The organism is Rhodovulum sp. DZ06 (assembly GCF_050586345.1).
Classification (GTDB): Bacteria; Pseudomonadota; Alphaproteobacteria; order Rhodobacterales; family Rhodobacteraceae; genus JBOCEF01.
This window is the reverse complement of the sequence record NZ_JBOCEF010000025.1, coordinates 1-18,409: the sequence shown is the minus strand read 5'-3', so window position 1 is coordinate 18,409 and position 18,409 is coordinate 1. Positions and strand designations below refer to the sequence as shown.

Here is an 18,409-nt window from a genome sequence, read left to right as displayed (position 1 = left end):
CATAACCCCTATCTCGGCGCCCGTCCCCCGGCTTTCAACCCCCGCTCAGAGCGCGAGGCGGTAGCCTCCCGATTCCGTGACCAGCAGCGAGGCCTCGGACGGGTTCGGTTCGATCTTCTGCCGCAGCCGGTAGATATGCGTCTCCAGCGTGTGGGTGGTGACCCCGGCGTTGTAGCCCCAGACCTCGTGCAGCAGCGTGTCCCGCGGCACCACGCGGTCGTTCGCGCGGTAGAGGAACTTGAGGATGTTGGTCTCCTTCTCGGTCAGGCGGATCTTCCGCTCCGCCTCGTCCACCAGCATCTTCACCGCCGGGCGGAAGGAATAGGGCCCGACCGAGAACACCGCGTCCTCGGACTGCTCGTGCTGGCGCAGCTGGGCGCGGATGCGCGCGAGCAGGACCGGGAAGCGGAACGGCTTGGTGATGTAGTCGTTGGCGCCGCTGTCGAGGCCGAGGATCGCGTCGCTGTCCGACACGTGGCCGGTGAGCATCAGGATCGGGCACTTGACCCCCTGCTTGCGCATCAGGCGGCAGACCTCGCGCCCGTCCATGTCCGGCAGGCCCACGTCGAGGATCACCAGGTCGTAGATCTGCGCCTTGACCTTCTCCATGCCCTCGGCGCCCGTCTCGCCTTCGAACACGTCGTAGTCCTCGGTCATCAGAAGCTGTTCGGCCAGCGCCTCGCGCAGGTCCGGGTCGTCATCCACCAGCAGGATCTTCTTGAGGGCGGCCATCGTCTTTCTCCGTCGCAAACCCGTGTGCTGTGGTTCAGAAAGTGTGCAGCGGGGCCGATGGGAAGGGCGTGTTGCAATGCTTCACGCATGTGTCAGCCGGGCGCGGCGATTGTTTCAGCCCGGGCGCGCGGCCTATATGACGGGGACGAAGGCGCGCCGCCGGGCGCCGCCCTCTGCCGAGGAGACGGGGATTTGGCGCTGAGCCTGACGATCGAGGAGCTTGCCGCGCGCGCCCGCGCCGAGCTGCGGCTGGGCGCGGTGATCGCGCTGAGCCTGGACGGGGCGGGGGCGCTGGTCGCCTCGGCCGAGGCGGCGGGGGCCGAGCGGATGGCCGACATGCGCGCCGCCGCCGGGGCGCTGGACCTGGCGCTGACCGCGCGGCGGGCGGCGACGCTGAAGGCGGTGGCCTATGACGGCGACGTGGCGCGGATCGCGCTGGGGCCGGGGGACGGCACCGCGCTGGTGCGCAGCGCCGCGGACCCGGCCAGCGATCTCGAGACCCCGATGAAGGGCCCGTTCCGGTCCCGCCGCGGCGGCGATGCGGGGCTGCACCGCGCCGCGATCCGGCTGGCGAAACAGGCGCAGCTGCTGCCCGCCGCGCTGGTGGCGCCGCTGCCGGGCGGGGCCGAGGCCGCCCGGGCGCTGGCCGCGGCGCACGGGCTGACGGTGCTGGATGCCGGGCGGCTGCTCTCGGCCGAGGCGGAGGACCTGGTGATCGACCCCATCGCCCGCGCCCGGGTGCCGATTTCCGCCGCGCGGGGCACGCGGGTCCACGTGTTCCGCCCCCGCGACGGGTCCGAGGAGCATTACGCGGTGGAGATCGGCGATCCGCCCCGCGACGCGCCGGTTCTGGCGCGGCTGCACTCGGCCTGTTTCACCGGCGATGTGATCGGGTCGTTGAAATGCGATTGCGGCCCGCAGCTTCACGCCGCCCTCGGGCGGATGGGCGAGGAAGGGCGCGGCGTGCTCCTCTACCTCAACCAGGAGGGCCGCGGGATCGGGCTGGCCAACAAGATGCGGGCCTATTCGCTGCAGGACCAGGGGTTCGACACGGTCGAGGCCAACCACCGCATCGGCTTCGAGGATGACGAGCGCGATTTCCGCATCGGGGCCGAGATCCTGAAGCGGCTCGGCTTCTCCTCGGTGCGGCTGCTGACCAACAACCCGCGCAAGGTGGGGATGATGGAGGCGTCGGGCGTGAAGGTGGCGGAGCGCGTGCCGCTGGCGGTGGGCGAGAACCCGCTGAACGCGCGGTATCTCGCCACCAAGGCGGCCAAGAGCGGGCACTTGCTGTGATCCGCGCCCGCCCCCTGCCCCCGCCGCGGGGCCTCTCGGGCGGCGTCGCGGGCGGCCCTCCGGCGGGGCCCGGCGGCTGGATCCCGGCGGCGCGGGCGACGGACCTGGTGATCTCGCCCCGCGGGGCGCGGTTCCTGGGGCGGCGATTCCCCTGCGTGCTCGGCCGCGGCGGCTGCGTGCCGGGGGCGGCGAAGGCCGAGGGCGACGGGGCCACCCCGCTCTGCGTGACATATGCGCGACAGGTGTGGCGCCCGGCGTCGCGCCCCCCCGCGGGCGGGGCGCTGCCGGAGACGGCGATCGGCCCGGACCTCGGCTGGGGCGATGACCCGGCGCTGGGGGGGTATAACGGCCCGGTGCGGCTCTCGGCCCGCGGCGGGCGGGGGGCGGAGCGGATGCTGCGCCCGGACCGCCTCTACCGCCTTGTGGTGGAGACCGGCTGGAACGCCGACGCGCCGGTCCCCGGCCGGGGCAGCGCGATTTTCCTGCATGTGCGCAAGGGGTTGCTGAGCCCCACCGCGGGCTGCGCGGCGTTCGCGGAAGGCGACCTGCGCTGGATCCTCGCCCGCTGGACGCGCCGCAGCCGGATCTTCTTCCGGCCCTGAGCCGATGGCCCCCGCGCCGCCGGGCGCGACTCGTGCCGCGCGCCGCGGGCGCCCCGGTTCAGCCGCCGCGCGGCCCGACGCGGCGCCCGCAGCAGGGCCGCGCCCCGCGGTCATCCCCGTGAAACCCGGTCGCCCGCGCGGCCGCGTCGCCCCGGGCGCGCGTGGCCCCCGGCGCGCGGCTCAGCCGTAGTCGCGTTCCCCGAACACGCCCGAGCCGACCCGCACATGGGTGGCCCCGAGGCTGATCGCATCCTCGAAATCCGCGCTCATCCCCATGGACAGGCCCGCGATCCCGTTGCGCTCGGCGATCTTGCGCAGCAGCGCGAAATGCGGCGAGGGCGCCTCCTCCGCCGGGGGAATGCACATCAGCCCCGCGATCTGCAGGCCGTACTCGTCCCGGCAGGTCTCCAGGAACGCGTCGGCCTCGAGCGGGGGAACGCCCGCCTTCTGCGGCTCCTCGCCCGTGTTGACCTGGACGAACAGCGAAGGACAGGCGCCGCGGGCCTGGGCCTCGTCGGCGATCTTGCGGGCCAGCTTGTCCCGGTCGACGGTCTGGATGGCGTCGAACAGGTCGAACGCCTTCTTGACCTTGTTGGTCTGCAAGGGGCCGATCAGGTGCAGGACCACGCCGTCATAGCGGTCGCGCAGCGGCGTCCAGCGCTCCTCCGCCTCCTGCACGCGGTTCTCGCCGAACAGGCGGTGACCGGCGTCGAGCACGGCGGTCACCCTGTCCTCGGGCTGAACCTTGGACACGGCGATGAGCTGGGCGGAGCCGGGGGCGCGCCCGGCGCGGGCCTCGGCGGCGGCGATGCGGGTTGTGACGTCAGACAGCGACATGGCCGCGTTATACGGCGGCGCGGCGCGTCGGGAAAGCCGGACCGCGCGGCGCGGCGCGAAAACCGGCGCAAAGAAAAAGGGAGCGGGCCGAAGCCCGCTCCCCGATCTTGCACCGGTCGTCTGATCCGAAGATCAGAAGGACAGGCCCATGTAGAGCATCGCGGTGGTGCCGTCGGCGTCGGCGCCGCCGCCGTCAACGTTGGTGTGCTCGACACCCAGGGTGGTGGTCACGCCCGGCATCAGGGCGTAGGTGACCCAGCCGGCGAACTTGTCGGCGTCGGTGGTGGTGCCGCCGAGGTCGGAGAAGTGCGCCCAGCCCAGGCCAGCAGTCCAGGGGCCGGTGGAGTAGGCGGCGTTCACGACGTACTCGCTCTCGGCGTGGTTGCCGGCGAGGGAGTCTTCCATGCCTTCCTTGTAGAGGCCGCCCAGGGTGAACCCGGCGACTTCGACGCGGGCGCCGGCGGAGAAGCCGTCGTCGTCCAGGCCGGCGGCGGCGTCGTAGACGTCGTAGCCACCCGAAACCTGCACGGCGAAGCCTTCGCCTTCGAAGCGGTAGTTCACGCCGAGGGAGATGGCGTCGTCGTCGCCGAACACCGCGGTGTTGGAGTCACCGCCGGAGTCCGAGGACAGCGAGGGCAGGTAGGAGATCTGCGCCTGCAGGCCGGAGAACTCGGGGGTGTTGTAGTGGATGCCCACCTGGTCCGAGAAGCGGTTGTTGGTGGCGAACACGCCGCCGACCGGGTGCGACTCGTTGAACGCGTCGTAGTGGCCGATCTTCGCGCCCGGGGCGTACAGGACGCCGGTCGACAGGTTGTAGGAGGCGTGGTCGTCCGCGCCGATCTTGACCCAGCCGAACGGGCCGGAGATGCGGACCCAGTTCTCATCGATGGTGTCGCCGGTGGTGAAGGCTTCCAGCTCGACGCGGCCGTCGAAGGTCAGGCCGTTGTCCGAGGTGCCGCGGAACGAGAAGTGGATCTCGCCGTCGCGCATCACGCCCACGTCGTCCGACGAGGTGACGCCGTTGTCCATGGTGCTGTAGGCGACGCCGGCAAACATGTAGCCGGAGACGGAAGCGGTGAGCGGCTCGGCGGCGGAGGCGGCGCCGGCGACGCCGAGGGCGACCAGCGCGGTGGTCGCGAACAGAGCGTTTTTCATTGTGTCCCTCGCAGAGTTCGATGCGATGTATCCGAATGCCTTGCGAGGTCTTGCCTGCAAGGTCGAGGGCACATTCCCCGCAACACCCCGATCCGGTCAACACGATTCGACCGAGATGAATTTGCCCCTGCCCCCCCTGTGTCGGGGGCGCCACAAAATCGGCGTCATCAGGGCCCTGATCTGTTCTGCCCGCCCCGCGATCCGTTCACATTCGACGCGGACGAATGATTTGCAGCGGCCGGTTCGAGACGATACATGGCTGGAAAGCCGCGCGCGCAGGGACCCCGTCCAGCCCCCGCGCCGCCTGCCGCATGCGAGGGAGAAGGCGGAATGAAGAAGTTTTGGCAGATCGCCGCGCCGCTGGTTCTGCTGCTCGGGACCGCCGCCTGCGGCGACGTCGAGACCGGCGCCCCGCGCGAGGTCTACGACAAGGAAGAGGCCGACCTGACCCGCGACCGCAAGCGGAGCACGATCGGCGACCTGACCGCCGCCAACCGCATCACCCGGGGCGAACAGGGCGGGGTTCTGCTGGTCAACAAGCACCTGTGGCGCGCCACGCTCGACACCCTGTCCTTCATGCCCGCCGGGTCCACCGACCCGTTCTCGGGCGTGATCTCCACCGACTGGAGCACCAGCCCCGACGCCCCGAACGAGCGGATCAAGGTCGCCGCCTTCGTCACCGGGCTCGAGCTGGAGGCGCGCAGCCTGAAGGTCGCCGTCTACCGCGAGGTGCGCGCCGAGACCGGCGCCTGGGTTTCTGCCCCCGTCTCCGCCGCCGCGCCGCGCCGGCTCGAGGACCTGATCCTCACCCGCGCCCGCCAGATGCGGATCGACGCGCTGCAGGACGAGCAGGGCTGATCCAGCCCCCGATCCAGCCCCCGGCCCGAACACGCAGCCGCCGCCCCCCGGGGCGGCGGTTTCGCGTTCCGGCCCCCCGCGCCGCGCCCCGGCCGCGGCCCCATGGACCCCCGCGCCCCCCGCACGCGCATTGAAAAGCCCCGCCCGGCCTTCTAAAGACGGCTTGAACCGATACAAGCTGACGGCCGGGAGACCCCCATGGCGCGCTACGACCACCGCGAATCCGAACCGAAATGGCGCGAGGCCTGGGCCGAGGCCGGGGCCTTCACCGCCGAGGTGAACCCGGATCTTCCGAAGTACTACGTGCTCGAGATGTTCCCCTACCCGTCGGGGCGCATCCACATGGGACACGTGCGCAACTACACCATGGGCGACGTCGTCGCGCGCTACAAGAAATCGCGCGGCTTCAACGTCTTGCACCCCATGGGCTGGGACGCGTTCGGCCTGCCGGCCGAGAACGCGGCGGCCGAGCGCAAGACCCATCCGGGCAAGTGGACCTACGAGAATATCGAGACGATGAAGGGCCAGCTGAAGCTGCTGGGCCTGTCGCTCGACTGGTCCCGTGAATTCGCCACCTGCGACCCCGAGTATTACGCCCAGCAGCAGCGCATGTTCATCGACATGCTCGAGGCCGGGCTGGTCTACCGCAAGGCCTCGGTCGTCAACTGGGACCCGGTCGACATGACCGTGCTGGCGAACGAGCAGGTCGAGAACGGCCGCGGCTGGCGCTCCGGCGCGCTGGTGGAACGGCGCGAGCTGACGCAGTGGTTCTTCAAGATCTCGGACATGGCCGATGAGCTGCTGAGCGCCATCGACACGCTCGAGGACTGGCCCGACAAGGTGCGCCTGATGCAGCGCAACTGGATCGGCAAGTCCCGCGGCCTGCAGTTCAGCTTCGAGACCATCGGCGCGCCCGAGGGCTTCGAGACGCTCGACGTCTACACCACCCGCCCCGACACGCTGCTGGGCGCGGGCTTCGCCGCGATCTCTCCCGACCATCCGCTCTCCAGGCAGCTGGAGAAGGACAACCCCGAGCTCAAGGCCTTCAACGATGAGTGCCGCCGCTCCGGCACCTCGGAAGAAGCCCTTGAAAAGGCTGAGAAACGCGGTTTCGACACCGGCCTCAAGGTCAAGCACCCGCTGGACCCGAACTGGGAGCTGCCGGTCTGGGTCGCCAACTTCATCCTGATGGATTACGGCACCGGCGCCATCTTCGGCTGCCCCGCCCATGACCAGCGCGACCTCGATTTCAGCCGCAAATACGGCCTGCCGGTGAAAGACGTCTTCGTCCCCGCCGACAGCCCCGACTCGCGGGTCGAGAACGAGGCCTATGTCCCGCTGAAGACCGAGAAGGTCCAGTACATCAACGGTTGGCCCGAGAACGGCCTGATGACCGGCGAGCAGGGCGTGAACGCCGCCATCGACGCCGCCGAGGCCGCGGGCTTCGGAACCGGCGTCGAGAAATTCCGGCTTCGTGACTGGGGCGTGAGCCGCCAGCGCTACTGGGGCTGCCCGATTCCCGTGTTGCACTGCGACAACTGCGGTGTGGTTCCCGAGTCGCGCGACAACCTTCCGGTGCGCCTGCCCGAGGACGTCTCCTTCGACAAGCCGGGCAACCCGCTCGACCGTCACCCGACCTGGCGCGACGCCCCCTGCCCCAAATGCGGCGGCGCGGCGCGGCGCGAGACGGACACGATGGACACCTTCGTGGATTCGTCCTGGTACTTCGCGCGCTTCACCGCGCCGCGGGCCGAAACGCCGACGGACATGGACGCCGCCGACTACTGGATGAATGTCGACCAGTATATCGGCGGGGTGGAGCACGCGATCCTGCACCTGCTCTACAGCCGCTTCTTCGCCCGCGCGATGCAGAAGACCGGGCACCTGCCCGCCAAGGCGTCCGAGCCGTTCAACGCGCTGTTCACGCAAGGCATGGTCTGCCACCAGACCTTCTCGATCCCCGGGCCGGACGCCGAGGGCAAGAAGGAGTGGTACACCCCCGAGGAGGTCGAGGTCTCCGAGGGCGGCGCCACGCTGAAGGCGACCGGCGAAAAGGTCTTCGTCGGCCCGTCGATCAAGATGTCCAAGTCCAAGCGCAACGTCGTGGACCCCGAGGACATCATCGACCGCTACGGCGCCGACACCGCGCGCTGGTTCATCCTCTCCGACAGCCCGCCCGAGCGGGATGTGGAATGGACCGCCGCCGGGGCCGAGGCCGCGAGCCGGTTCCTGAACCGCCTCTGGCGCCTGTGGGATGAGAATTCCGCCGCGCTGGCCGCCCCCGAGGCCGGGGACAGCCCCGCCGCCGCCGCCCTGCGCCGCCAGACCCACAAGACCATCGAGGGCGTCACCCAGGACATCGAGGGCTTCACCTTCAACAAGGCCATCGCCCGGGTGCACGAGCTGGTCAACGCCGCGGGCAAGCTGGACCTCTCGCAGCCCGGCGCCGCCTTCGCCCTGCGCGAGTGCCTCGAGGTCATCTCCCGCATCACCGCGCCGATGATCCCGCACCTGGCCGAGGAGCTGCACGCCGCGATGGGCGGGACCGGCCTGGTGACCGGCGCCGCCTGGCCCGAGGCCGATCCGGCCCTGCTGGTCGAGGACAGCGTGACCCTGCCCGTGCAGGTCAACGGCAAGCGCCGGGCCGAGGTGACGGTGCCCAAGACCGCCACCAAGGAGGAGATCGAGGCCCTGGCCCTGGCCGAGCCGAACGTCGCCAAGTTCATCGACGGGACCCCGAAGAAGGTCATCGTCGTGCCCGGGCGGATCGTCAATGTCGTGGCGTGACCCCTCGCGCCGCGCGGCGCTGGCGCTGATCGCCGCCGCGGCCCTCGCGGGCTGCGGGTTCCAGCCGCTGCATGGCGGCGGCGGGGGCGACTCGCTCGACGGGCGGGTGCGGCTGGCGCTGCCCGACGGGCGGCTGGGCCACGCCATGCGCGACGTGCTGGAACGCCGCCTCGGCCTGCCCGGGCCGGGCGCCGACTGGGTGCTGACCGCCGGGCTCGACCTGTCGCGCGAAGGTCTCGCGATCACCGAGGACAGCGCCATCACCCGCTACGTGCTGCGCGCCGAGGCGCCCTGGGTGCTGGAAGGCCCCGGGGGCGAGACGCTCGAGGGCCGGGCGCGGGCGATGTCGGCCTATTCCGCCGACGGCTCGCTCTATGCCAGCCGCTCGGCCCGGCGCGACGCCGAGGCGCGGGTGGCGGCGGAACTGGCCGAGCGCATTTCGACCGAGGTGGCGGCGCGGCTCGCCACCGGCGGGATCCCGAAGGCGGCGCAGGCCGAGTGAGCACGGGGGCGCGGCGGGAATGGTGAAGTTCAACGGCCGCGACGCGCGGCTGCTGCCCGACCGCCCGGACCCGCGCTTCGCGGGGTACCTGTTCTATGGCGAGGACCAGGCCGAGGTCGCCGCCCGCCGCGACCGCTGCGCCGCGGCTCTCCTCGGCGGGGACGACATGGCGCTGGTGCGCATGGACGGGCAGGCGGCGCGGCGCGACCCGCCCGCGCTGGCCGATGCGCTGCGCGCCAGCGGCTTTTTCGGCGGCCGCCCCGTGGTGGCGATGGACCATGTCACCGACGGCGTGACCGCGGCGATCGAGGCGGCGGTCGAGGGGCTGTCCTCCTCGGAAGGCGTGCTGGTCTGCTCGGCCAAGGTGCTGCCCACCCGCTCCAAGCTGCGGGTCCTGTTCGAAAAATCCCCCCACCTCGCCTGCGCGCCGGTCTATGACGACCCGCCCGACGCGGGCGAGATCGCCGAGTTGCTGTCCCGCGCCGGCGCCCCCGCGGCGGACGAGGCGGGGATGGCCGAGCTTCTGACCGCGGCGCGCAGCCTCGACAGCGGCGGGTTCCGGCAGACCATCGACAAGCTCGGGCTCTACATGCTCGGCGATCCCGGGCCGGTGACGGCCGAGGCGGTGGAGGCCTGCGCGCCCCCCGCCAACGACGCGGACGCCGACGCGGCGGTGAACTGCGCCGCCGCGGGGGACGCGGCGGGGGTGGCGCGGATGACCGCGCGGCTGGCGGGCCAGGGCGTGGCGCCGACCGCGGTGGCCATCGCCGCCTCGCGCCGCTTCCGGCAGTTGCACCGCATGGCCACCGCCCGCGGCGGGCCGGATGCGGCGGCCAAGGCGATGCGCCCGCCGCTGCGCGGACCGCGCTACGACCTCGCCATGGGGCAGCTGCGCCGCTGGCCGGCGCCGCGGCTGGAACAGGCGATGACGACGCTGACCGAGCTGGAGCTGACCCTGCGCTCCTCGGCCCCCGCCCCGCAATGGGCGGTGCTGGAACGGGCGCTGGTGCGGGTGGCGATGATGGCCGGGCGCTGACGCGGGCCCTGCCGCGGCCCCCCGCCTTCTGGACGCGGCGGCGCGCGCGGGCTAGAGGGTCCGGCACGTTCCCAGTTCAGCGCCATACCGGAGCCCGCCCATGACCGCGCCGACCTTCGACCGTTCGATCAAGATCGCCCCGTCGATCCTCTCCGCCGATTTCGCCAATTTCGGCAAGGAATGCGAAGCCATCGAGGCCGAGGGCTGCGACTGGGTGCATGTCGACGTGATGGACGGGCATTTCGTGCCGAACATCACCTTCGGCCCGGCCACCTGCAAGGCGATCCGCCCGCATATCAAGGGCGTCATGGACGTCCACCTGATGATCGCGCCCTGCGACCAGTACCTGCCCGCCTTCGCCGAGGCCGGGGCCGACGTGCTGACCGTCCATGCCGAGGCGGGGCCGCATCTCGACCGCTCCTTGCAGCTGATCCGCGACCTCGGGCCGAAGGTGGGCGTCGCGCTCAACCCCTCGACCCCGGCGGAGGCGATCGAGCATGTCCTCGACCGGCTCGACCTGGTGTGCGTGATGACGGTGAACCCCGGCTTCGGCGGGCAGAGCTTCATCGACATGACCGCCAAGGTCCGCCGCCTGCGCGAGATGATCGGCGACCGCCCGGTGCATATCGAGATCGACGGCGGCGTGACCCCGGCCACCGCGCCGCTGGTCGCCGCGGCGGGGGCCGACGTGCTGGTCGCCGGGTCCGCCGTGTTCAAGGGCGGCTCGGTGTCGAACCCGGCCCCGTATGGCGAGAACATCCGCGCCATCCGCGCCGCCGCCGAGGCCGCGCAGGGCTGAGCGCCCCGCCGGGCCAGGCGCCGAACCGCCCCGTCCGCCCCTGTCCGCTCAGCGGTCCGGGGCGGCGAGGGGGGCGGCGGGCGCCGCGCCCAGCGGCGTCGGCACCGCCGGGAAATCGGCCGAGGAATGGGGCGCGTGCGCCTCGTCCTTCGGGCTGCGCGGCAGGTGGATCACGAAGCAGGCGCCGCCCTCGGCCCGGTTGCGCGCCGAGATGCTGCCGCCATGCGCCTCGATCACCCCGCGCGCGATGGCGAGGCCGAGCCCGGAGCCCTGCAGCGCCCCGCCCGGCCCCTCGGCCCGGCGGCCGAACAGGTCCCAGATGTCGTCCAGCGCCTCGGGCGGGATGCCGGGCCCGTCATCTTCGACCGCCAGCCGCACGAAGGCGCCGTAATCGGCCGCCCGCACCCGCACCTTGCCGCCGCGCGGCGTGAACTTCATCGCGTTGTCCAGCAGGTTCCCCAGCGCCCGCTCCAGCGCCGCGGGATCGGCGCGCAGGTTGCAGGCCTGGCGCTGCTGGGCCGGGGGCAGGTCGGGGCCGCGCAGCTCCACCCCCGCCTCCTCGGCCAGGGGGGCGAGCCGCGCCGCCAGGTCCGCCGCGAGCGCCGCCGCGCAGACCCCGTCCTGGAGCTTGAGCGCATAGGTCCCCCGCTCCAGCCGCGCCAGCGACAGCAGGTCCGAGGTCATCCGCTCCAGCCCCGCCGCCGCCTCGCGGATCTGGCCGAGGAACCGGCGGCGCTTCTCCGGCTCGGTGTCGATCTGCTCGTGCATCAGGATCTGGGCGAAGCCGGAAATGGCGTTCAGCGGCGTGCGGAAATCATGGCTGACCCCGGCGATGAAGCGCCGCCGCGCCTCGAGCGCGCGCGAAAGTTCGTCGCGCATCTGCACCAGCCGCCGGTTGCGGGCGCGCAGCCGGTGGTGCAGCGCCAGCAGCCCGAGGATGAAGACCAGCAGCCCGCCGAAGACCCCGGCGGCGAGCAGGCGGGCTTCGCGCACCACCTCGTCGTTCCGCATCGCCAGGGTGCGCCGCAGGGTCAGCGTGGTGTTCATCGACGAGTCGATGGCGCGGGAGAAGGGCGCGTCGAGCGCGGCGGCGAGCGCGAGCACCTTGCGCCCGGCCTCGAGCTTGTCCGGCGTCGCGGCGATGGCCGCGTCGGCCTTCTGCACGAAGGCGGCATAGGCCCGGGCCAGCGCCCGCTCCGCGTCCCCCGTCGGCCCGGCGGCGGCCGAGGCGGCCATGGAGACCAGCGTCTCGGCCCGGCTCGCCGCGATCTCGTAGCGCATCAGCCAGCGGCCCGGATCGGCGGGCGTCGCCTCGGCGATGGCGCGGCGGGCCTTGGTCAGGTCGGTGCTGGAATTGATGATGGTGACGACATGCTCGCGCATCCAGCGCCCCTCGATCTCGTCGATCTGCCGGCCCGCGCTCTCGATCGCGCGCACGGACAGGAAGGCGCCCAGCGCGAAGACGACGAAGGACGCGGTCAGCAGGATGCTGATCAGGTGACGGGCGAGGAAGCTGCGCATTCTCAGTTGAATTCCAGGGCCTTGAGGTGCCAGACCGCGCGCGCCTCGAGCTGCATTCGGTCGGTGCGCGACAGGCCGGTGAAGTCGTAGACGATCCAGTAGGGCCCCTTGTCGCGCACCGGGATCAGCGCGCCGTCGCGGCGGGTGGCGACCATGGCGGCGCCCGAGGCGAAATCCGCGAGCGGGATCGAGAAGGAATAGTCGTTGAGCGCCGAGGCGCGGACCGTCTCGGCCCCGGGCGGGGCGAAGCCGGCGATCGCCTCGCCCGCCACCCCGTCGAAGGTGATCATGCCCTCGGTCCAGGAGGTCTCGGTGACCATGCGCGCCTGCGGCAGGGCGTCGAGATCATCGAGCGAGAGCCGCAGCGTCTGGCCCCCCGCGGCGTTGCGCAGCTCCAGCTCGAACGCCGCGGCCGCGGCGGGGATGACAAGCGCGGCGCAGGCGCAGGCGCAGAATGCGGCGGATATCAATGACATGACGGGCCCCGAAGATACGCGCGGCGCGGACCGCGCAGCGTCCATCCGGCGCAACCCTAGCACGAAGACCGGGTGTCCGATATGACGCCCGCGGCCCCCTTCGCCCGGTCCCGCCCCCAGGTCAGACCGCGGCGGCGACGGCGTCGAGGCAGGCGCGCAGCATCCGCGCCTCCTCCTGCGGAAGGCGCGACAGCAGCTCCGCCTCGTAGACCTGGGCCCGGGCGGCGATGGCGGCGTGCAGGCGCCGTCCCTCGTCCGTCAGGCGCAGCGACACCAGCCGCCGGTCGGCCGCGTTCTCGGACTTGGTGACATATCCCGCGGTCTCGAGCCGGGCGGCGGCGCGGCTGACCCGGCTCTTGTCCATGTCCACCTTCTGGTGGATCTCGCGCACGCTCACCGCCCCCTCGGCGGCCCCGAGATGCGCGATCACCCGCCATTCGGGGATCGAAAGGCCGTATTCCGCCTCGTACAGCCGCGCGAAATCGCGGCTCACCCGGGCCGCGGCGACGGCGAGGCGATAGGGCAGGAACTCGTCCAGGTGGAAATCGGTTTCCGCGGGGGGCGTGTTCTCGGTTGACATCATTTCATTTGCAACGATACGGTCTGGCACATCATCCGAGGGAGGCATGAATCGCCCCGCGCCGCAAGCGCGCCGGGACCGGTCTTGGCCTTTCGTCGCGCCGACCCGGGAGGGACACCATGAACGACCAGACCAAGATCCAGGACGCCGACCTGATCGCCCGCGCGGCGGGCACGACGCCGGGCTACATGCCGGGCTTCGGCAACGACTTCGAAACCGAGGCCCTTCCGGGCGCGCTGCCGCAGGGCATGAACAGCCCGCAGAAATGCAATTACGGCCTGTATGGCGAGCAGCTTTCGGGCACCGCCTTCACCGCGCCGAGCCACCAGAACGAGCGGACCTGGTGCTACCGCATCCGCCCGTCGGTGAAGCACTCCAGCCGCTACCGGAAGATCGACGTCCCCTACTGGAAATCCGCGCCGCATGTGGACCCGGACGTGATCTCGCTCGGCCAGTATCGCTGGGATCCGGTGCAGCACGAGGAGGGCGCGTCCTACGACTGGATCTCGGGGATGCGCACCATGACCACCGCGGGGGACGTGAACACCCAGGTGGGCATGGCCAGCCACATCTACCTCGTGACCGAGTCGATGGTGGACAGCTATTTCTTCTCGGCCGATTCCGAACTGCTGATCGTCCCGCAGGAAGGCCGCCTGCGCTTCTGCACCGAGCTGGGGGTGATCGACCTCGAGCCGAAGGAGATCGCGATCATCCCGCGCGGGCTGGTGTACCGCGTGGAAGTGCTCGAAGGCCCCTGCCGCGGCTTCGTGTGCGAGAACTACGGCCAGAAATTCGAACTTCCGGGCCGCGGGCCGATCGGCGCCAACTGCATGGCCAACCGGCGCGACTTCAAGACCCCCGTCGCGGCCTATGAGGACCGCGAGGTCCCGTCGACCATGACCATCAAGTGGTGCGGCCAGTTCCACCAGTGCCAGATCGGGTGGTCGCCGCTCGACGTCGTCGCCTGGCACGGCAATTACGCGCCGGTGAAATACGATCTGCGCACCTACTGCCCGGTCGGCTCGATCCTGTTCGACCACCCGGACCCGTCGATCTTCACCGTGCTGACCGCCCCCTCGGGCGTGCCGGGCACCGCCAATATCGACTTCGTGCTGTTCCGCGAGCGCTGGATGGTGATGGAGGACACGTTCCGCCCCCCCTGGTACCACAAGAACATCATGTCCGAGCTGATGGGCAACATCTACGGCCAGTACGACGCCAAGCCCCAGGGCTTCGTGCCCGGCGGCATGAGCCTCCACAACATGATGCTGCCCCACGGGCCCGACCGCGATGCGTTCGAGGGCGCGTCGAACGCGGAGCTCGCGCCCCACAAGCTCGACAACACCATGAGCTTCATGTTCGAGACCCGCTTCCCCCAGCACCTCACGGCCTTCGCCGCCAACGAGGCGCCGCTGCAGGACGAGTACATCGACTGCTGGGACGGGATCGAGAAGAAGTTCGACGGGACCCCCGGCAAGAAATGACCCGCGCGCCCCGGACCGCGAACCGGTCGACGGGGCGGGAAAATACGCTACCGTGCGGCGCGCTCTCCCGGCCGGGGGGCGCGCCGCCGACGCCTTGAACGATACAGATGACAGGGACCACCCGATGCCGCTGATCAAGAGCTGGGTCGAGGCCGCCAACGCGCCCGACTGCGACTTCCCGCTGAACAACCTGCCTTACGGCGTGATGTCCCGCGGGGATGAGGACGAGCCGGTCTGCTGCGTCGCCATCGGCGACCAGGCGCTGGACCTCGCCGCCCTCGAGGCCGCGGGCCTGCTGGAGGGGATCTGCGAGGACCCGGTCTTCGACCTGCCCTTCCTCAATGAATTCATGGAGACCGGCCCCGAGGCCTGGGCCGCCCTGCGCGCCCGCCTGACGGACCTGCTGCGCGAGGGCGGCGACGACGCGCTGGCCGAGGATCCGACCCTGCAGACCCAGGCCTTCGTGCCGCTGTCCTCGGCGAAGATGCACCTGCCGATCGCGGTGATGGAATACACCGATTTCTACGCCGGCAAGCAGCACGCCCAGAACGTGGGCGAGATGTTCCGCGGCAAGGAGAACGCGCTGCCGCCGAACTGGCTGCACATCCCCATCGGCTACAACGGCCGCGCCTCCTCGGTCGTGGTGTCGGGGACCGGCATCCGCCGCCCGCTGGGCCAGCGCAAGGCGCCCGACGCCGACGCGCCGTCCTTCGGCGCCTCGGCGCGGCTGGATTACGAGCTGGAGATGGGCGCCATCGTCGGCGTCGGCTCGGACGGGCCGGTGACCACCGAACAGGCGGCGAAGATGATCTTCGGCTACGTCATCCTCAACGACTGGTCCTCGCGCGATATCCAGGCCTGGGAGTACCAGCCGCTCGGCCCGTTCCAGGGCAAGGCGTTCGGCACCTCGATCAGCCCCTGGATCGTCCCCGCCGCGGCGCTGGAAGACTTCCGCACCCCCGTCCCCCCGCGCGAGGTCCCGATCCTGCCCTACCTCGAGGAGACCACCCCCGGCGGTCTCGACATCGCCCTGAAGGCCACGCTGACCCCGGAGGGCGCCGAGGCGGCGACCACGATCTGCGAGACGAACTACAAGGTGATGTACTGGTCCTCGGCCCAGCAGCTGACCCATCACGCGGTCTGCGGCTGCCCGATGCAGGTCGGGGACGTGCTCGGCTCGGGCACCATCTCGGACGTGCCGAAAGGGTCCTGGGGCTCGCTCCTCGAGGAAAGCTGGGGCGGCAAGACGCCGATCGAGCTGGCCTCGGGCGGCACGCGGACGTTCCTCGAGGACGGCGACACGCTGACCATCACCGGCCACGCGCAGGGCGACGGGTTCCGCATCGGCTTCGGGGCCTGCACCGGGACCATCCTTCCGGCCAAGACCGGCTTCCCGGCGTGAGCGAAGGGGACAGGGGGGCGGGGGCAGGAGAGGGCGCGCCCCCCTTCGGCCTCGACGCCTTCCTGCCCTACCGGATGACGCGGGTGGCCGAGGAGGTCTCCCGCCGCTTCGCCCGCGCCTACAAGGACCGCTACGGCATGACCCGCCCCGAATGGCGGGCCATCGCCGTGATCGGCACGCTGGGCGAAGTGACGGCGAGCGACATCCGCGACCACTCGACGATGCACAAGACCATGGTCTCCCGCGCCCTTGCGGGGCTGGAGACCCGCCGCTGGATCGCCCGCGACCCGCATCCCGCCGACGGGCGGGCCGAGGTGATCCGGCTGACGAAACAGGGCGCGGCCGCCTGGGCCGACCTTCTGGCGATGGCCGAGGCGTGGCAGGCGGGGCTGATCTCGGCGCTGGGGACGGAGGCCGAGGCGCTGGCCCCGGCGCTGGCCGCCATCGAGACGCGGCTGGGCGTGGCCGGGCCGATCCTGCGGGGCGAGGGCGAGGACGACTGAGCGGCGCCCGCCCGGTCCTCGCCCCTGCGCCCCTGCGCCCCGCCGCGTCAGAGCCGCGCGAGCAGCTCGGCCTTCTTGGCCCCGAACTCGTCATCGGTCAGCGCGCCCGCATCGCGCAGGCGGGCGAGGCGCTCGATGGCGTCGAACACCTCGTCGGCCGTACCCGCGACCATGCCGGGCGCCGGGGCCGGTGCGGGCTGGGGCGCGGGCGGAACCTCGGGGGCGAAGTCGGGCGCGGGGGCGGGCTCGGGCGCCCATTGCGGCGCGGGCGCAGGCTCGGGCGCGAAACCGGGCTGCGGCTGGGGCTGCGGCTGGGGCGCCCCGCCATCCACCCGCGGCAGCGAGGACAGCGCGAACTGCCCGTACTGGGAGCTGAAGCTGACCCCCTGGTAGGGATCGCCCCACCCCGATTGCTGCTGGCTCCACCCGCCGATGGAATGGTCGAGCGCGTCGAGCACCGCGACGGGCGAGCCGTCGCCGAAATCCACCGCCACCCGCCGCGCCTGCGGGAAATAGGCGTAGCGCATGGCGTTCTGCCCGCCCACCGCGCCGGGAACGCCGAGGCCGTCCGGCCACCAGTCCCCGGACGCGCCATAGCCCGGGGCCGCGGCGGGCGCGACGAAGAACGGCCCCGCGGCCATGGCGTTGGACAGCTCGCTGCACAGGTTCTGCACCGTCGCCTGCAGGCCCATGTTGAACATGTCCCCGACCATGGTCATGCCCCCCGCCATCCACTGGCCGGAGCCGCCGAGCTCGGGGATGTTGAACTGCGCCATCGAGCCGCCGCCATTGGCGACGGCGCGGGCCATCTGCTCCACCGCGAATTCCGAAAGGCCATAGCGCCCCGCGATCGAAGAAATGGTCGCACGGGCGGAATCGGTCAGGTCGGTCATGGCGCGTCTCCCTCCTGGGATCTGGGGCGGGTCGGGGCCCGCCTGCGGGCCTCGGTATCTTAACACGGCCCCCGGTGCGACCGCTGCGGCATGCATCCCCGCCATGCAGGCGCCGCCCCCGACCGCCCCGCGCGCCCCCGCCCGCCGCGAAAAATTCCGTTCCGGCGGTTGATGGTTACAAAATCCGCGGGCATCGTCTCACGCGAAACGAAATCACCGGGCCCGGCAGAGGCCCGCGACGGGAGGACCGCATGGCCAAGGCCTTCGCATCCCAGGGCGACCTGGAAGAGAAAACCATCAGCTTCACCAAGGTCGGGGAGGGCCTCTACGCCTTCACCGCCGAGGGCGACCCGAACACCGGCGTCATCATCGGCGACGAATCCGTCATGATCGTCGAGGCGCAGGCCACCCCGCGCCTGGCGCGCAAGGTCATCGAGTGCGTGCGTTCCGTCACCGACAAGCCGATCTCCCACCTCGTGCTGACCCATTACCACGCCGTCCGCGTCCTGGGAGCTTCCGCCTATGGCGCGCGCGAGATCATCATGTCCGACGCCGCCGCCGCCATGGTCGAAGAGCGCGGGCAGGAGGACTGGGACAGCGAATTCGGCCGCTTCCCGCGCCTGTTCGAGGGCCACGAGGAAATCCCCGGCCTGACCCGCCCCACCACCACCTTCTCCGAATCCATGACCGTGTATCTCGGCAAGCGCCGCGTCGACATCATGAAGCTCGGCCGCGCCCATACCGCCGGCGACGCGGTGATCTGGGTGCCGGACCAGGAGGTGATGTTCACCGGCGACATCGTGGAATACCACTCGGCATGTTATTGCGGCGACGGGCATTTCGCCGACTGGCCTGAAACCCTCGCCAACATCGCGGCGTTCGAGCCCAAGAGCATCGCCCCCGGCCGCGGCGACGCGCTGGTGGGCGAGGAGATGGTGGAGAAGGC

At 71.4% G+C, this 18,409-nt stretch carries 18 protein-coding genes; 11 read left to right on the top strand and 7 right to left on the bottom strand.

The window, feature by feature from the left end:
* Nucleotides 1-45: 45 nt before the first annotated feature.
* Nucleotides 46-732 carry a response regulator transcription factor gene (locus tag ACQ5SO_RS12340; RefSeq protein WP_430941907.1) on the bottom strand — a complete coding sequence of 229 codons (687 nt, stop codon included), beginning with the start codon at nt 730-732 and terminating at the stop codon, nt 46-48.
* Nucleotides 733-924: 192 nt separating this feature from the next.
* On the opposite strand from ACQ5SO_RS12340, the gene ribA reads away from it, so the two are divergent.
* Nucleotides 925-2,028: a GTP cyclohydrolase II gene (gene ribA / locus ACQ5SO_RS12335; protein WP_430941906.1), complete on the top strand. Its 1,104-nt coding sequence runs from the start codon at nt 925-927 to the stop codon at nt 2,026-2,028.
* Nucleotides 2,025-2,630, top strand: coding sequence for a L,D-transpeptidase family protein (locus ACQ5SO_RS12330; RefSeq protein ID WP_430941905.1), 606 nt, complete (start codon nt 2,025-2,027; stop codon nt 2,628-2,630). Before ribA ends, ACQ5SO_RS12330 begins: the two co-directional genes overlap by 4 nt.
* A gap of 180 nt (nt 2,631-2,810) precedes the next feature.
* On the opposite strand, the gene ACQ5SO_RS12325 is transcribed toward ACQ5SO_RS12330, so the two are convergent.
* Nucleotides 2,811-3,467: a YggS family pyridoxal phosphate-dependent enzyme gene (locus tag ACQ5SO_RS12325; protein ID WP_430941904.1), complete on the bottom strand. Its 657-nt coding sequence runs from the start codon at nt 3,465-3,467 to the stop codon at nt 2,811-2,813.
* A gap of 132 nt (nt 3,468-3,599) precedes the next feature.
* Nucleotides 3,600-4,622, bottom strand: a complete 1,023-nt coding sequence (locus tag ACQ5SO_RS12320) for a porin (RefSeq protein WP_430941903.1) — start codon at nt 4,620-4,622, stop codon at nt 3,600-3,602.
* A gap of 330 nt (nt 4,623-4,952) precedes the next feature.
* Here ACQ5SO_RS12320 and ACQ5SO_RS12315 point away from each other — a divergent pair, with 330 nt between their 5' ends.
* The 5 genes from ACQ5SO_RS12315 to rpe all read left to right on the top strand — a co-directional run bounded on the left by ACQ5SO_RS12315 (nt 4,953) and on the right by rpe (nt 10,604).
* Nucleotides 4,953-5,480: a DUF3576 domain-containing protein gene (locus tag ACQ5SO_RS12315; RefSeq protein ID WP_430941902.1), complete on the top strand. Its 528-nt coding sequence runs from the start codon at nt 4,953-4,955 to the stop codon at nt 5,478-5,480.
* A 198-nt stretch (nt 5,481-5,678) separates the two neighbouring features.
* On the top strand, nt 5,679-8,267 hold the full coding sequence (gene leuS, locus ACQ5SO_RS12310) for a leucine--tRNA ligase (protein WP_430941901.1): 2,589 nt from the start codon (nt 5,679-5,681) through the stop codon (nt 8,265-8,267).
* Nucleotides 8,254-8,769, top strand: coding sequence for an LPS assembly lipoprotein LptE (gene lptE, locus ACQ5SO_RS12305; RefSeq protein WP_430941900.1), 516 nt, complete (start codon nt 8,254-8,256; stop codon nt 8,767-8,769). The genes leuS and lptE overlap by 14 nt, the downstream gene beginning before the upstream one ends.
* Before the next feature lie 19 nt (nt 8,770-8,788).
* Nucleotides 8,789-9,805, top strand: coding sequence for a DNA polymerase III subunit delta (gene holA / locus ACQ5SO_RS12300; protein ID WP_430941899.1), 1,017 nt, complete (start codon nt 8,789-8,791; stop codon nt 9,803-9,805).
* Between the two features lie 100 nt (nt 9,806-9,905).
* The gene (gene rpe, locus ACQ5SO_RS12295; protein ID WP_430941898.1) at nt 9,906-10,604 is read left to right on the top strand and encodes a ribulose-phosphate 3-epimerase; all 699 of its coding nucleotides are present in this window, start codon (nt 9,906-9,908) and stop codon (nt 10,602-10,604) included.
* A 48-nt stretch (nt 10,605-10,652) separates the two neighbouring features.
* Here rpe and ACQ5SO_RS12290 read toward each other — a convergent pair whose 3' ends face one another.
* The 3 genes from ACQ5SO_RS12290 to ACQ5SO_RS12280 form a co-directional block, all read right to left on the bottom strand.
* Nucleotides 10,653-12,125 (bottom strand): sensor histidine kinase, encoded by a 1,473-nt coding sequence (locus ACQ5SO_RS12290; RefSeq protein WP_430941897.1) that lies wholly within the window; start codon nt 12,123-12,125, stop codon nt 10,653-10,655.
* Between the two features lie 2 nt (nt 12,126-12,127).
* On the bottom strand, nt 12,128-12,601 hold the full coding sequence (locus ACQ5SO_RS12285; RefSeq protein ID WP_430941896.1) for a hypothetical protein: 474 nt from the start codon (nt 12,599-12,601) through the stop codon (nt 12,128-12,130).
* A 121-nt stretch (nt 12,602-12,722) separates the two neighbouring features.
* The gene (locus tag ACQ5SO_RS12280) at nt 12,723-13,181 is read right to left on the bottom strand and encodes a MarR family winged helix-turn-helix transcriptional regulator (protein ID WP_430941895.1); all 459 of its coding nucleotides are present in this window, start codon (nt 13,179-13,181) and stop codon (nt 12,723-12,725) included.
* 119 nt (nt 13,182-13,300) lie between these two features.
* Between ACQ5SO_RS12280 and hmgA the strand changes: the two genes are divergently transcribed.
* From hmgA to ACQ5SO_RS12265, 3 genes are all read left to right on the top strand, one after another.
* Nucleotides 13,301-14,665, top strand: a complete 1,365-nt coding sequence (gene hmgA / locus ACQ5SO_RS12275; protein WP_430941894.1) for a homogentisate 1,2-dioxygenase — start codon at nt 13,301-13,303, stop codon at nt 14,663-14,665.
* 124 nt (nt 14,666-14,789) lie between these two features.
* On the top strand, nt 14,790-16,067 hold the full coding sequence (gene fahA / locus ACQ5SO_RS12270) for a fumarylacetoacetase (protein WP_430941893.1): 1,278 nt from the start codon (nt 14,790-14,792) through the stop codon (nt 16,065-16,067).
* The gene (locus ACQ5SO_RS12265) at nt 16,064-16,570 is read left to right on the top strand and encodes a MarR family winged helix-turn-helix transcriptional regulator (RefSeq protein WP_430941892.1); all 507 of its coding nucleotides are present in this window, start codon (nt 16,064-16,066) and stop codon (nt 16,568-16,570) included. Before fahA ends, ACQ5SO_RS12265 begins: the two co-directional genes overlap by 4 nt.
* A gap of 47 nt (nt 16,571-16,617) precedes the next feature.
* On the opposite strand, the gene ACQ5SO_RS12260 is transcribed toward ACQ5SO_RS12265, so the two are convergent.
* The gene (locus ACQ5SO_RS12260; RefSeq protein ID WP_430941891.1) at nt 16,618-17,463 is read right to left on the bottom strand and encodes an SHOCT domain-containing protein; all 846 of its coding nucleotides are present in this window, start codon (nt 17,461-17,463) and stop codon (nt 16,618-16,620) included.
* Nucleotides 17,464-17,714: 251 nt separating this feature from the next.
* Between ACQ5SO_RS12260 and ACQ5SO_RS12255 the strand changes: the two genes are divergently transcribed.
* Nucleotides 17,715-18,409, top strand: a 695-nt coding sequence (locus ACQ5SO_RS12255) for an MBL fold metallo-hydrolase (protein WP_430941890.1), incomplete at its 3' end; no start/stop codon positions are given.

Coding starts and splice junctions, on each gene's coding strand:
- fahA (WP_430941893.1), top strand. CDS start 14,790: ATGCCGCTGATCAAGAGCTGGGTCGAGGCCGCCAACGCGCCCGACTGC.
- lptE (WP_430941900.1), top strand. CDS start 8,254: ATGTCGTGGCGTGACCCCTCGCGCCGCGCGGCGCTGGCGCTGATCGCC.
- leuS (WP_430941901.1), top strand. CDS start 5,679: ATGGCGCGCTACGACCACCGCGAATCCGAACCGAAATGGCGCGAGGCC.
- rpe (WP_430941898.1), top strand. CDS start 9,906: ATGACCGCGCCGACCTTCGACCGTTCGATCAAGATCGCCCCGTCGATC.
- ACQ5SO_RS12285 (WP_430941896.1), bottom strand. CDS start 12,601: ATGTCATTGATATCCGCCGCATTCTGCGCCTGCGCCTGCGCCGCGCTT.
- ACQ5SO_RS12320 (WP_430941903.1), bottom strand. CDS start 4,622: ATGAAAAACGCTCTGTTCGCGACCACCGCGCTGGTCGCCCTCGGCGTC.
- ACQ5SO_RS12325 (WP_430941904.1), bottom strand. CDS start 3,467: ATGTCGCTGTCTGACGTCACAACCCGCATCGCCGCCGCCGAGGCCCGC.
- hmgA (WP_430941894.1), top strand. CDS start 13,301: ATGAACGACCAGACCAAGATCCAGGACGCCGACCTGATCGCCCGCGCG.
- ACQ5SO_RS12290 (WP_430941897.1), bottom strand. CDS start 12,125: ATGCGCAGCTTCCTCGCCCGTCACCTGATCAGCATCCTGCTGACCGCG.
- holA (WP_430941899.1), top strand. CDS start 8,789: ATGGTGAAGTTCAACGGCCGCGACGCGCGGCTGCTGCCCGACCGCCCG.
- ACQ5SO_RS12280 (WP_430941895.1), bottom strand. CDS start 13,181: ATGTCAACCGAGAACACGCCCCCCGCGGAAACCGATTTCCACCTGGAC.
- ACQ5SO_RS12260 (WP_430941891.1), bottom strand. CDS start 17,463: ATGACCGACCTGACCGATTCCGCCCGTGCGACCATTTCTTCGATCGCG.
- ACQ5SO_RS12340 (WP_430941907.1), bottom strand. CDS start 732: ATGGCCGCCCTCAAGAAGATCCTGCTGGTGGATGACGACCCGGACCTG.
- ACQ5SO_RS12315 (WP_430941902.1), top strand. CDS start 4,953: ATGAAGAAGTTTTGGCAGATCGCCGCGCCGCTGGTTCTGCTGCTCGGG.